This is a genomic window from Rhodococcus sp. G6(2025) (assembly GCF_058628105.1).
This window is the reverse complement of the sequence record NZ_CP179750.1, coordinates 4,142,083-4,157,056: the sequence shown is the minus strand read 5'-3', so window position 1 is coordinate 4,157,056 and position 14,974 is coordinate 4,142,083. Positions and strand designations below refer to the sequence as shown.

4 protein-coding genes (1 of these 4 cut by a window edge) are annotated in these 14,974 nt (G+C 69.0%); all 4 read left to right on the top strand.

Translation table 11 applies throughout. The features are described 5' to 3' along the window. Positions 1-4 precede the first annotated feature (4 nt). Positions 5-1,609 (top strand): amidohydrolase, encoded by a 1,605-nt coding sequence (locus ACLIVD_RS19005; protein ID WP_491930427.1) that lies wholly within the window; start codon positions 5-7, stop codon positions 1,607-1,609. Further along, complete coding sequence (gene lnt, locus ACLIVD_RS19000) at positions 1,599-3,302, top strand: apolipoprotein N-acyltransferase (protein WP_491930426.1); 1,704 nt, start codon at positions 1,599-1,601, stop codon at positions 3,300-3,302. Before ACLIVD_RS19005 ends, lnt begins: the two co-directional genes overlap by 11 nt. Next, positions 3,229-4,011, top strand: a complete 783-nt coding sequence (locus tag ACLIVD_RS18995) for a polyprenol monophosphomannose synthase (RefSeq protein WP_491930425.1) — start codon at positions 3,229-3,231, stop codon at positions 4,009-4,011. The genes lnt and ACLIVD_RS18995 overlap by 74 nt, the downstream gene beginning before the upstream one ends. Before the next feature lie 271 nt (positions 4,012-4,282). Continuing rightward, on the top strand, positions 4,283-14,974 hold the beginning of the coding sequence (locus ACLIVD_RS18990) for a non-ribosomal peptide synthase/polyketide synthase (protein WP_491930424.1). The gene runs 18,849 nt beyond the window's last position; 10,692 of the gene's 29,541 nt are visible here — the first part of the coding sequence; it begins with the start codon at positions 4,283-4,285; the stop codon falls past the right edge of the window.

Here is a 14,974-nt window from a genome sequence, read left to right as displayed (position 1 = left end):
CTGGTTGCCTGTGACTACACAACTGCTGGTCGGCGGCCGAATCTACAGTTCCTTTGCTCCAGACGCCACGTCGATGGCAGTGACCGACGGTGTCGTGTCGTGGGTCGGCGACGACCGCGCGGCCCGTGCGCTGCACCCCGGTGCCGGCGTGGTCGACCTCGGCGGCGCATTCGTCACCCCGGCTTTCGGCGACACCCACGTGCACGTCACGGCGCTCGGCCTGAACATCGTCGGGCTCGACCTGGTCGGTGTCGGGTCGCTTCGCGAATGCCTCGACCGGCTCGCCTCCTTCGCCCGCACCCACGGCGACGCGGTCATCTGGGGACACGGCTGGGACGAATCGGCGTGGCCGGAAGGCGCCGGTCCCACCACGGCGCAGCTCGACGAGGCCGCGCCCGGACGCACGGTGTATCTGTCCCGGATCGACGTCCATTCGGCGGTCTGCTCGACGGCCCTGCGCCGGTCGGTCCCGGATCTGAGCGACACCGCCGGCTTCTCGCCGGAGGGGCCGCTGACATTCGAGGCGCACCACGCCGCCCGCACCGTCGCGCGCTCGCTGCTGACAGCCGAGCAGCGGTCCGCCGCCCGCATCGCGGCCCTCGACGCCATCGCCTCCCGCGGCATCGTCGCGGTGCACGAGTGCGGGGGCCCCGACATCGCCGGACTCGACGATTTCCGTGAACTCCTCGCCACCGCGCACGGTGTCGAGGTCCGCGGCTACTGGGGTGAGGCGGTCGCCGACGCCGACGAGGCCAGGAAGCTGCTGAACGCCACCGGCGCCCACGCGCTGGGCGGCGACCTGTTCATCGACGGATCCCTCGGCTCCCACACGGCGTGGCTCAGCGAACCCTATGCCGATCTGGCCGGCGGCACCGGCAAGAGCTACCTGGGAGTCGACGAGATCGCCGCCCACGTGCGCGCCTGCACGATCGCCGGAATCCAGGCCGGATTCCACGTCATCGGCGACGCCGCCGTCCGGGCCGCGGTCGACGCGTTCGCCGTCGTCGCCGCCGAACTGGGCGGGCCCGCGGTCGCGAAGGCCGGGCACCGACTCGAACACGCCGAGATGATGACCGGGGACGACGCCGCGCGGCTCGCGCAGTGGGGTGTGATCGCCAGCGTCCAGCCCGCGTTCGACGCCCTGTGGGGTGGCACCGACGGCCTGTACGCGCAGCGCCTGGGAACCGAGCGTGCCCTCACCCTCAACCCGTTCTCCGCCGCCGCCTCCGCCGGGGTGTCGCTGGCGTTGAGCTCCGACGCGCCCGTCACCCCGGTCGACCCCTGGGCGATGCTGCGCGCGGCCGTCCATCACCGCACCCCCGGCAGCGGGATCTCCCCGCGCGCGGCGTTCTCCGCTGCCACCCGGGGTGCATGGCGGGCAGGCGGGGTCCGAGACGGTCTCGCCGGGACGCTCGACCCGGGAGCGCCGGCGTCGTACGCCGTGTGGGACGCCGGGGAACTCGTGGTCAGCGCGCCCACGGACTCCGTGCAGCGGTGGTCGACCGATCCCCGGTCCCGGGTCCCGGCCCTGCCGCGGCTCGAGGACGACGCGCCCACACCGGCGCTGCTGCGTTCGGTGCACCGGGGGAGCGTCGTCCATGAGCGGTAGCACGACGTCTCGCTGGATCACCGGAAAGCGCGGCGTGGCGGTGCGTTCCGTCCTGTCGGTGGCAGCGGGATTCCTCGTGTTCGCCGGGTTTCCGCCCCGGCCCCTGTGGTTCCTCGCGCCCATCGGCATCGCCCTGCTGACGCTGATCCTCACCGGAGCGGGGGGTTCGGCACCGAGACTGCGCGCGGGCTTCGGCTACGGCTACCTCGCGGGACTCGGTTTCCTCGTGCCGCTGCTCCCGTGGATCGGGGTGTTCGTCGGAGCCCTCCCGTGGCTAGCGCTCGCCGCGGTCGAGTCGCTGTACATCGGACTGTTCGGGGTGCTCGCCGTGCTCGTCTCCCGGCTGCGCTGGGCCCCGCTGTGGATCGCGGCGTGCTGGTCGCTCACGGAATGGCTGCGCGCGAGCGTGCCGTTCGGCGGCTTCCCCTGGGGGCGGTTGGCGTTCGGCCAGTCGGAGGGCTGGTTCCTGCCGCTCGCGAGCATCGGCGGTGCCCCGCTGCTCAGCTTCGCCGTCGCACTGACCGGTGCCGGGCTGGCATCCGTCGCCGTGACGGTGCGGGCCCGGGCGGGCGGCGCCACGAACTGGACGCGGTCGCTCGCAGGCGGTCTGGTCGCCGCCCTCGCCGCGACCGTCGTGTCGCTCGCCCTGTGGCCGACCCTGCCGGGCATGGACTCGGGAGACCGGACGATCACCGTCGCCGCGATCCAGGGCAGCGTCCCCAAACTCGGACTCGACTTCAACGACCAACGCAAGCGGGTCCTCGACAATCACGTGAACCGCACCCTCGAACTCGCCGACGACGTCGCGTCGGGCGCGGCGCCGCAACCCGACCTCGTCGTCTGGCCGGAGAACGCGTCCGACATCGATCCCCTGCGCAACGCCGACGCCGCCGCCGACATCTCCCGGGCGTCCGAGGCGATCGGTGCGCCCATTCTGGTGGGCGCGGTGCTCGTGAATTCCGACCGCACCACCACCAACTCGGTGATCGTGTGGGACGGCGATGCGGGACCGCAGGAGCAGCACGACAAGAAGATCATCCAGCCGTTCGGCGAGTACCTGCCGTACCGCGGGTTCTTCCGGCACTTCTCCGCGTATGCCGACCGGGCGGGCAACTTCGTTCCCGGCGACGGGGACGGCGTCGTCCACGCGGACGGAATCGCCGTCGGGGTCGCGACCTGCTACGAGGTGGCGTTCGACCGGGCGTTCGAGCAGTCGGTGCGCAGCGGCGCCGAACTGCTCGCCGTCCCCACCAACAACGCCACGTTCGGCGACACCGAGATGACCTACCAGCAGCTCGCCATGTCGCAGGTGCGGGCGGTGGAGCACGGCCGCGCCGTCGTCGTCGCCGCAACCAGCGGTGTGAGCGCGATCATCGGCCCCGACGGGTCCACGGCGGCGGAAACCTCACTTTTCGTACCCGCGGCCCTGGTGTCGCAGGTGCCGCTGCGCACCGGTACTACGCTGGCAAGTCGGCTCGGCCCGATTCCGGAGGTTCTTCTCTGTGTCGGCGCCGTCGCTGCCGTCGCGTTCGCCGTGGTGCAACGACGACGCACAGTTCGCACACTGATTCAACGCAGTACCGAGAAGGCGCCGGCAGTTGCCGGCAGGGAGGATCCTCATGGCATCGGAGACCGATTCCGGGCAGAGCGGGGCACCGAGCGCACGGACTCTGGTGATCATTCCGACGTATAACGAGCGGGAGAATCTCGGCCTGCTCGTGGGTCGCCTGCATGCGGCGCTGCCGCGGACGCATGTTCTCGTCGTCGACGACGGCAGCCCGGACGGCACGGGCGACGTCGCGGACGCCCTCGCGTCGAACGACGACGCCGGCCGCATCCACGTGATGCACCGCACCGAGAAGAACGGTCTCGGCGCCGCGTACATCGCCGGTTTCCACTGGGGACTGGACCGCGACTACACCGTCCTCGTCGAAATGGACGCGGACGGCAGCCACGCGCCCGAGCAGTTGCATCGCCTCCTCGACCAGGTGGACGCCGGCGCCGACCTCGTGCTCGGTTCGCGGTACGTGCCGGGCGGCACGGTCGTCAACTGGCCGAAACACCGCGAGTGGCTCTCGCGCGGCGGAAACATCTACTCGCGGCTCGCGCTGGGCGTGAAGATCAAGGACATCACCGGCGGATACCGGGCGTACCGCCGTGAGGTACTGGAGAAGCTCGACCTCGCCGCGGTGGAGTCGCACGGCTACTGCTTCCAGGTCGATCTGGCATGGCGGGCCATTCAGGAGGGCTTCGACGTCCGCGAAGTTCCCATCACGTTCACGGAACGAGAGATCGGCGAGTCGAAGATGAGCGGCGGGATCGTTCGCGAGGCGCTCCTCAAGGTCACGCAGTGGGGGCTCCGGAACCGGATCGCCAAGATCAAGGGTGCGGCAGCCGGCTAGTTACCCGGCACCGACCGCTGCCCCATTCCTTCCGCGGAAGGAATGGGGCAGTGCCGTATCGACCGCACCGAAACGTGACGTACGTGGGCAAACCGACGCCATGTCCACATCGTGAGACACCCTGAAACGGTCTGAACCGTACGTCCGATAGGAACCTGAAGCGTACTCCCGGGTAAGGTTCGGTAAATTCCCAGGTTCGCAGGTCACTATGAGTTTCTTCGGTGGCCGGTGGGTTCGTCCCACCGCCGGAGCGGGAAAGAGGACGAACAAGGTGGTCGAAGCTGTGCCGAGTGGTGACGTGACCACCGAGGGTCGCATTCCGGACGGTGCATTCCCGCTCTCCGCCGCTCAGCAGGGCATGTGGTTCGCCCAGCAACTCGGTCCCGACGTGCCCGTCACCATCGCGCAGTGCGTCGAACTGGTGGGTGCACTCGACGTACCGCTGCTGTCGGAGTCGATGATCACCGCGGGCCGCGAACTCGGCTCCGCATTCCTCCGCCTCGTCGAAGTCGACGGAGTTCCCTATCAGCTGGTCGATCCCACCCTGGAAGCATCGGTCCGGTTCGTCGACCTGCAGCACGAGCCCGATCCGCGGGCCGCGGCCACGGAGTGGATGCGGCAGGAGTACACCGCCCCGCTCGACGTGTGCCGCGATCGGCTCACGACCTCGGCGCTGCTGTGCATCGGGCCGGACCGCCACTACTGGTACAGCCGGGTCCACCACGTCGCGCTCGACGGCATGGGATCGGTGACACTCGTCGACCGGACCGCGGAGCTGTACACCGCGGCCGTCGAGGGGCGCACCGCCGGGCCGTCCAAGGCCGCCGCACTCACCGACGTCGCCCGGGTCGACGACGACTACCGGACGTCGTCGCGCTACCGCGCCGACCGGGAGTACTGGTCCGAGCGGGTATCCACCATCGGCGAACCGCACAGCCTCGTCGACCGGACCGCCCCCGCACGGGCCAGGAGCCGCACGACGGGCGGCCAGATCCCCGACGTCCTCGTCGATCACCTCGAGGCCGCGACGGACCGCCACGACTCGTCGACCGCATTCGAAATCATCGCCGCCTTCGCCGCGTACCTCTCCCGGATGACCGGACGCGAGGAGGTCGCGGTCAGCCTGCCCGTCACCGCCCGCACCACCGCGCTGCTCCGCCGCTCCGGCGGCATGGTGTCCAACGTCGTCCCGCTGCGCTTGCACGTGCGCCCGGACATGACGAACACGGATCTGGTGTCGGCGGTCCGGCTGGAAGTCACCGCGGCGCTCCGGCACCAGCGGTACCCGCACATTGATATCCGACGCGACGCCGCCACCGATGATCAGGGCTTCTACGGCCCACTGATCAACGTCATGCTGTTCCACAACGAGATCACCCTCGGCAGCATCGTCGGCCGACTCGAACTGCTGTCGACCGGCCCCATCACCGACCTCGCCGTGAACGTCTATCACGGGGTCGCCGGCACCAGCCTCAACCTGGACCTCGAGGCCAACCCCGACCTGTACTCCGAAGACACCCTCGCCGCCCATCACGCTCGCTTCAGCCGGTTCCTCGGCGCGTTCCTCACCTCCGACACCGACGGACCGCGACGGATCGGCGACCTCGAGATCCTCGACGACGGCGAACGCCGCAGTCTGGTGCCCGCCACCGGGCGCGCCGGATTCGCACCCGTCACGCTGCCGGACTTGCTGGCCGGCGCCGTCCGCAGCAACCCGGACGGGGATGCCCTCGTCGCACCCGGGTACGGGACGTGCGCCGTCGCCCTGAGCTACCGCGCACTGGACGAGATGTCGAACCGGCTCGCGCGTCTCCTGATCGACCTCCAGGTCGGCCCGGAGGTTTCCGTGGCGTTGGCGCTGCCGCGGTCGGTCGAGTCCGTGTCCAGTGTGTGGGCGGTGGCGAAGGCGGGGGCGGCGTTCGTTCCGGTGGATCCGAGTTATCCGGCTGACCGGATCGCGTTCATGCTGGAGGATTGTGGTGCGCCGATCGGTGTGACGACGGCGGCGTTGCGGGATGGTCTGCCGGAGGGTACGCACTGGATCGTATTGGACGACGACGAGTTTCGGGCGACCGCGGCGGCGTATCCGGCGGATGCGGTTACGGACGTCGATCGGACGCGGGCGTTGTCGGTGGATCATCCGGCGTATGTGATTTATACGTCGGGGTCGACGGGTCGGCCGAAGGGTGTGGCGGTCACGCATCGGGGTGTGGTGAATCTGGCGGCGGATGAGCGGGATCGCCTTGGCGTGTCCGTGGGGTCGCGGGTGTTGCATTTCGCGTCGCCGAGTTTCGATGCGTCGGTGTTCGAGTTGGTGATGGCGGTGTGTGCGGGGGCGACGCTGGTGGTGGCGCCGACCACGATTTTCGGTGGCTCGGAGTTGGCGGAGCTGATGGCCGAACACGGGGTGTCGCATGCGTTTTGTACGCCGGCGGCGTTGGCGTCGCTCGATCACCGTGGTCTGGACCGTCTGAAGACGGTGGTGGTGGCCGGTGATGTGTGTCCGCCGGAGTTGGTGTCGCGGTGGGCGCCGGGCCGGATCATGGTCAATGCGTACGGTCCGAGTGAGACGACGATCATGTCGTCGGCGACCGGTCCGTTGGTGCCTGGGCGGCCGGTGAGTATCGGGTCGCCGACGGTGGGTGTGGATCTGGTGGTGCTGGATCAGCGGTTGCGTCCGGTCCCGGCCGGGGTGCGGGGCGAACTCTACGTCCTCGGTTCCAGTTTGGCGCGCGGGTATGTGCATCGGGCCGGGTTGACGGCGGGGCGGTTCGTGGCGTGTCCGTTCGGTGCGGGTGGGCGGATGTATCGCACGGGTGATGTGGTCCGGTGGGTGGCCGCCCCGGACGGGCCTCCGGTTTTGGAGTTTTTGGGGCGTAGTGATTTTCAGGTGAAGATCCGGGGGTTCCGGATCGAGTTGGGTGAGATCGATGCGGTGTTGGCGGCGCATCCGGTGGTGGAGTTCGCCCACACGGTCGGCCATGACGACGGGGGTGGCAGCAGTCGGCTGGTGTCGTATGTGCTTTCGGCGCCGGGTGTGGAGGTCGAAACCCGGGCTCTCGCGGAGTTCGTGGGGGAGCGGTTGCCGGGGTATATGGTGCCGTCGGCGATCATGGTGTTGGAGTCGTTGCCGCTGACCCCGGCGGGGAAACTGGACCGCAACGCACTGCCCACACCGGTATTCGCCGCACACTCGGCCGAGATTGTGCAACCCAGAACGGTCACGGAGGAGATCCTCCTCGGGATCTTCCGCGACGTCCTCGGCCTACCCGATTTGAGCGTCGACACCAGCTTCTTCGAACTCGGCGGCAACTCACTGATGGCCACCCAGGTCGTGTCCCGAGTGAACACCGCCCTCGGTGCGCGGATCGGGGTCCGGGACCTCTTCCAATCGCCGTCGGTGTCGCAGCTGGCGGTCGCGGCGGCGAACACCGGCGCGCAGGCCGACTCGCGTCCGGTACTGGAGGCTCGGCAACGGCCCGACCGGGTGCCCCTCTCCGTTGCGCAGCAACGCATGTGGTTCCTCAACCAGTTCGACACGGCATCGCCCGCCTACAACCTGCCGATCGCGCTGAGACTCACCGGCGCACTCGACCGCGACGCCCTGCTCGGGGCGATCGACGACGTCCAGGAGCGTCACGAGGCGCTGCGCACCGTCTTCCCCGACAGCCCCGACGGACCCCACCAGCTGGTCGCGTCCGTCGTGAGCGTGCTGGCCGGCGACGATCCCATCGACGTCGACGCAAATTCGCTCACCGCCGCGATGACGACCCTCGGCAGCACCGGATTCGACCTCACCACCGACAGACCGCTGCGCGCCGGCCTGTTCCGGGAGGCACCCGACCGGCACATCCTCGTCCTCGTCGTCCACCACATCGCCGCCGACGGCTGGTCGATGACGCCGCTGGCTGCCGACGTGATGGTCGCGTACGCGGCGCGCGCCGCCGGTCACGCACCCACCTGGGCGCCGCTTCCGGTGCAGTACGCCGACTACAGCCTCTGGCAGCGGGATCTACTGGGTTCGGAAGACGACCCGAACAGCCTGTCCGCCAGGCAGATCGCCCACTGGCAGGCAGCGCTCGCCGGCGTGCCGCAGCTGATCGAGCTGCCCACCGACCGGATGCGGCCCGCCGAGATGTCCCACCGGGGCGGGCGTGTGCAGTTCACGATCCCGGCCGACGTGCACGGGCGTCTCGTCGATCTCGCCCAGAGCACCGGCACCACGCCGTTCATGGTGACGCACGCCGCCCTGGCGGTTCTGCTCCGCCGTCTCGGCGCCGGATCGGACATCGTGATCGGCACCCCCGTCGCGGGACGCGGCGAGGAGGCGCTCGACCACCTGGTCGGCATGTTCGTCAACACACTCGTCCTCCGCACGACCGTCGACCCCGGCGACACGTTCGGTGACGTACTCGCCCGGACCCGCGACGCCGACCTCGCCGCGTTCCAGCACAGCGACGTCCCGTTCGAGCGCCTCGTGGAGGTGCTCAGCCCCGCCCGGTCGTCGGCACACCACCCGCTGTTCCAGGTGATGCTCACCTTCCAGAACACCGCGAACACCCGGGTGGAACTCGACGGACTCGAGGTCGAGGCAACCGAGATCGACGTCCACGTGGCGAAGTTCGACCTGCAGCTCACCGTCGTCGAGCAGTTCGACTCCACCGGCGCACCAGCCGGTCTGGCCGTGCAATTGTCCTACGCGACAGACCTGTTCGACGAGGACACAGCCGTGTCGATCGGCGAACGATTCGGCCGGCTCTTCGACGTGGTCGTCGACAACCCGCCGGTCGCCGTCGGCGACATCGACCTGCTCGACGCGGACGAACGGTCCGCCCTCGCGGCGGCCAACGCAACGAACCACCCCGTGCCCGCGGACACTCTGGTGTCGTTGTTCGCGGACCAGGCCACCGCCACACCCGACGCCGTGGCGCTGGTCTTCGAGGAACGATGGCTGACCTACGCCGAATTCGACGAGCACACCGACCGCCTCGCCCGTTATCTGATCGGAAGCGGAGTGGGACCGGAGTCCGTCGTCGCGGTCGGGATGCGCCGTTCGATCGATCTGCTCGTCGCGATCTACGCCGTCGTGAAGGCCGGCGGCGCCTACCTGCCGATCGATCCCGATCACCCCGCCGAGCGCACCGCATACGTGCTCGACACCGCGCAGCCGGTGTGCGTGCTGACACGCGCCGCCGACGACACCACGTTCGCCACCGCGGCACCGGTGCTGCACATCGACACGCTCGACCTCCCCGACGAGGACCCGGCACCGATCTCCACCACGCTCACCGCCGACAACACGGCGTACGTGATCTTCACGTCCGGGTCGACGGGCCGGCCCAAGGGTGTTGCGGTCACCCACGGCGCGATCGTGAACCGCCTGCTGTGGATGCAGCACGAATACCCGCTGACTTCCGACGACGCGGTGATGCAGAAGACTCCGGTGACGTTCGACGTGTCGGTGTGGGAGCTGTTCTGGCCTCTGCAGGTCGGTGCCACGCTGGTGATCGCCGCACCGAACGGGCACCGCGACCCCGACTACCTCGCCACCCTCATTCGTCGGCACCGCATCACCACGATGCACTTCGTGCCGTCGATGTTGTCGGTGTTCACCGCGGAATCTGCTGTGGTGGTGTGTGATTCGTTGCGGTTGGTGTTCTGTTCGGGGGAGGCGTTGACGCCGGAGCAGGTGTCGCGGTTCCGGGCGGTCTGTGGTGCCGATCTGCACAATTTGTACGGTCCGACGGAGGCGGCGGTCGATGTCACGTACTGGGAGACCGGTGCGGCGGACACGGTGACGGTGCCGATCGGGCGTCCGGTGTGGAACACGCAGGTGCATGTGCTCGATGCCCGGTTGCATCCGGTGCCGAACGGGGTGGCGGGGGAGTTGTATCTGGCGGGGGTTCAGCTGGCGCGGGGGTATCTGAACCGGGCGGATCTGTCGGCGGATCGGTTCGTGGCGAATCCGTATGTGGCGGGTGGGCGGATGTACCGCACGGGGGATCTGGTGCGTCGCCGCGCGGATGGGGTGTTGGAGTATGTGGGGCGTACTGATTTTCAGGTGAAGTTGCGGGGGCAGCGGATCGAGTTGGGGGAGATCGAGACGGCGCTGGAGGCGCATTCGGATGTGTCGCAGGCGGTGGTGGTGGTGCACCGCGACGACCTCGGCGAAGAGGCCCTCGTCGCCTACACGGTCGGTGCCGTGAACGTCGCGGCGACCGATCTCCGCGACCACCTCGCCACGATTCTGCCGTCGTACATGATCCCGGCGCACGTCGTGCACCTGGACACCCTGCCGCTGTCGGTGAACGGCAAACTCGACCGCAAAGCGCTGCCGGCACCCGACCTCGACGCGGCAACCACCGACTACCTGGCGCCGCGGACGCCCACCGAGGAGATCGTCGCCGGTGTGTTCGCCGACATCCTGGGGGTCGAGCGGGCCGGTGTCCACGACCACTTCTTCGACCTCGGCGGCAACTCCCTCGTCGCCACCCGACTGGTGTCGCGACTGCGCACGGCGCTCGGCGTCCCGGTGGCGCTGCGCGACGTCTTCGATGCGCCGACCGTCGGCGGGCTCGCGCAACGATTCGACGAAGTCGACCGCGACGCCCACACCTCGACTCCCGCACTGGTTCCGCAGGTGCGGCCTACGCGGGTGCCGTTGTCGCCCACCCAGCAGCGGGTGTGGTTCCTCAACCAGTTCGATACCTCGAGCCCCGTCTACAACCTGCCTCTTGCCGTGCGGTTCTCGGGTGACCTCGACGTCACGGCACTCGGTCGCGCACTCCGCGACCTGCTGGACCGGCACGAATCGCTGCGCACCGTATTCCCCGGCTCCGACACCGGACCCTGGCAGCGCATCCTCGACGCCCCCGACATCGACCTCGGCCTCACCGTCGTCGAGGCCCGGGAGGCCGACCTCGACAACTCGATCCGGACGTTCGCCCTCACCGGCTTCGACGTCACAACCGAGATTCCCGTGCGCGCACAACTGGTGCGCGTCCGGGACGACGAACACGTGCTGACGCTGGTGGTGCACCACATCGCCGCCGACGGATGGTCTTTCGCACCACTGTCCCGCGACCTGATGGTGGCGTACGCCGCGCACAGCGGCGGCCACGACCTCCAATGGACGCCGCTGCCGGTGCAGTACGCCGACTACACACTCTGGCAACGAGAACTCCTCGGCGAGGAGGACGACCCGAACTCCCGGGCCGCCCGCCAACTCTCCTACTGGGGAACCGCGCTGGCCGGGCTGCCGGACAGCATCGACCTGCCCACCGACCGACCCCGACCCGCTGTCGCGTCGAAACACGGCGCGACGCTGTCCTGGGAGATCTCGGCGGAACTGCACCAACGCCTGCTGACCCTGGCCCGCACCCAGAACGTCACCCTGTTCATGGTCGCGCACTCCGCCCTGTCGGTGCTGATCAGCAGGCTCAGCGCGACCACCGACATCGCGATCGGCACGCCCGTCGCCGGCCGCGGCGACCGCGACCTCGACGACCTGGTCGGAATGTTCGTCAACACCCTCGTGCTCCGCGCACAGGTGGACCCGGCATCGTCGTTCACCGCACTGCTGCAGCAGGTCCGCGACGTGGACCTCACCGCGTTCACCCACACGGATGTGCCGTTCGAACGTCTCGTGGAGCACCTGAACCCCACCCGCACGGCGGCCCACCACCCGCTGTTCCAGGTCGCGCTGTTCTTCCAGAACCATGCACCCGCGCACCTCGAACTCCCCGGGCTGTCGGTGTCGAGCGAGCCGATCCTCCCCGACGTCGCCGCGTTCGACCTGCAACTCGTCCTCACCGACACTCACGGTGCCGATGGCAGGCCCGGCCCCATCGCCGCCGAGTTCAACTACGCCACCGAATTGTTCGACGAGAGCACGATTCGCTCGTTCGGCGCACAGTTCGTCCGGATCCTCGAAGCTGTGACTGCTGCACCGCAGACGCCGGTCGGCGACATCGCGGTCGCGGACCCCGCCGCGCGCCTCCGGGAACTGGCCGGGTGGAACGCCACGGACCACGACGTTCCCGTCGCCACCCTGCCGGACCTGTTCGACGCACAGGTGGCGCGCGCTCCCGGCGCGACAGCCCTGGTCTTCGACAGCGCCTCCCTGACGTACGCCGAGCTCGACGAGCGGGCGAATCGACTCTCCCGGTATCTCGTGTCCTGCGGTGTGGGGCCCGAATCGCGGGTGGTGCTGGCGATGCGGCGCTCGCTGGACCTCGTGGTGGGAATGTACGCCGTCGTCAAGGCGGGTGGCGCCTACGTGCCCGTCGACCCCGATCACCCCGCCGACCGCATCGGGTACGTGCTGCAGTCCGCCGCGCCGGTCCGCGTCCTGACCACGACCGCGGATCAGCCCGCACTTCCGTCCGGCGTCGACGTGGTCACCATCGACGCGCTGGACCTGACCGACTTCTCCGGCGCGCGCGTCACCGACGCCGATCGGGCGCATCCCCTGCGCGCGGACAACACCGCCTACGTGATCTACACGTCGGGGTCGACGGGTAAGCCGAAGGGTGTGGCGGTGCCGCACGCGGGCATCGTGAACCAGTTGGTGTGGATGCAGTCGGAGTACGGGCTGACCGAGCGGGATGTGTTGTTGCAGAAGACGGCGACGACGTTCGACGTGTCGGTGTGGGGGTACTTCTGGCCGTTGCAGGTCGGCGCCACCATGGTGCTGGCCACTCCGGACGGGCACCGGGATCCGGTGTATCTGGCGGAGGTGATCGACGAGTACGGGGTGACGGTGACCGATTTCGTGCCGTCGATGCTGGATGTGTTCGTTGCGTCGGTACCCGCCGGGTCGTGTTCGAGTCTGCGGCACGTGTTCGTGATCGGTGAGGCGTTTCCGCCGGAAACCGCGACTCGGTTCCGTACCCTGTCGTCTGCGGGGTTGCACAATTTGTACGGGCCGACGGAGGCCGCGGTGTCGGTGACGTACTGGGAGACGTCTGATGCCGACGAGGTGACGGTGCCGATCGGTGTGCCGGAGTGGAACACCCAGGCGTACGTGCTGGATTCCCGGTTGCATCCGGTTCCGGTGGGGGTGCCGGGGGAGCTCTATCTCGGTGGCATCCAGTTGGCGCGGGGGTATTTGGGCCGGGTGGATTTGACGTCGGACCGGTTTGTGGCGAATCCGTTCGGCGATGTCGGGGCGCGGATGTACCGGACGGGTGATCTGGTGCGGCGCCAGAGGGGCGGGGTGCTCGAGTACATCGGGCGTACCGATTTCCAGGTGAAGTTCCGTGGTCAGCGGATCGAGTTGGGTGAGATCGAGGCGGTGTTGCGGTCGCATCCGGATGTGACGGGTGCTGCTGTTGTCGTCTACTCGGATGCCTCGACGGGTGATCATCTGGTGGCGTATGTGATTCCCGCGTCCGGTCGCACTGTCGACGCCGCGGACCTGCGCCGGCACGCAGCGGGTGCGCTTCCGGCGTACATGCTGCCGTCGGCGACGGTGTTGCTCGACGAGTTCCCGCTGAACACGAGCGGGAAACTGGACCGCAAGGCACTCCCCGCACCCGAGTTCTCCTCGGCTGCAGGTGAATACATCGCACCGTCCACCAGCGTCGAGCACTCCGTCGCCGCGGTGTTCGGCACGGTACTCGGACTCGACCGGGTGAGCGTCCACGACAGTTTCTTCGACCTCGGCGGCAACTCGCTGATCGCCACCCAGCTGGTGTCCCGGATCCGCAGCGAACTCGACGTGCCGCTCGCGGTGCGGGACCTGTTCGAGTCGCCGACCGTCGCGGAACTCGCGGCCCGACTGTCGCAGTCGCACGGTGCGGACACCCGACCGGCACTGACCCGGCGGGAACGGCCGGCGCAGATTCCGTTGTCGCCGGCCCAGCAGCGGATGTGGTTCCTCAACCAGTTCGACCCGTCGTCCCCGGCCTACAACCTGCCGTTCGCGGTGCGGTTCACCGGGGCACTCGACCGGGCGGCACTCGAGGCGGCCATCGCAGACCTGATCGAACGCCACGAAACGCTGCGCACGGTGTTCCCGGACTCGGCGACCGGTCCGCACCAGGTCGTGCGCGACACCGCCGACGCACGCCCGACCCTGTCCGTCGCGGCCGTTGGTGAGGACGAACTGGAGACCGTCCTCGGACGATTCTTCACCACCGGTTTCGACGTCACGACCGACCTGCCCGTCCGCGTCACGCTGATCCGGCTGGGCGCCGACGACCACGTGCTGGCACTGGTGGTGCACCACATCTCCGGCGACGGCTGGTCGATGGCACCGATGGTGCGCGACGTGATGATCGCGTACGCGGCCCGCACACGGGGAGAGCGCCCCACCTGGACGGCGCTTCCCGTGCAGTACGCCGATTACGCCCTGTGGCAACGCGACCTGCTCGGCGAGGAATCCGACCCCGACTCTCTCGCGGCCCGGCAACTCGACTTCTGGACGAACATCCTTGCGGGTGTTCCCGAGGAGCTGGATCTCCCGACGGACCGGCCGCGACCCGCGGAACAGTCCTACCGCGGTCGGCACGTCAACTTCGCCGTCGACGCGTCGACGCACCGCGCGCTGGCCGCGCTCGCACAGTCCCGGCGGGCCACGCTGTTCATGGCCGTGCACACCGCGCTCGCCGTCCTGCTCGGGCGTCTCAGCGCCTCCCCGGACGTCACCATCGGCACTCCCGTCGCGGGCCGCGGCGAACGCGAACTCGACGATTTGATCGGTATGTTCGTCAATACGGTGGCCCTGCGGACCCCCGTCGATCCGGGTTCGGCATTCACCGACCTGCTCGACCATGTCCGGGACGCGGATCTCGCGGCGTTCTCCCACGCCGACGTGCCGTTCGAACGGCTGGTGGAGGTGCTCAGCCCCACCCGGCACGCTGCCCGGCACCCGTTGTTCCAGGTGATGCTCACGTTCCAGAACCTCGCGCAGACCACACTCGAACTCGACGGACTCACACTGCGCGGACTCGACACCGAC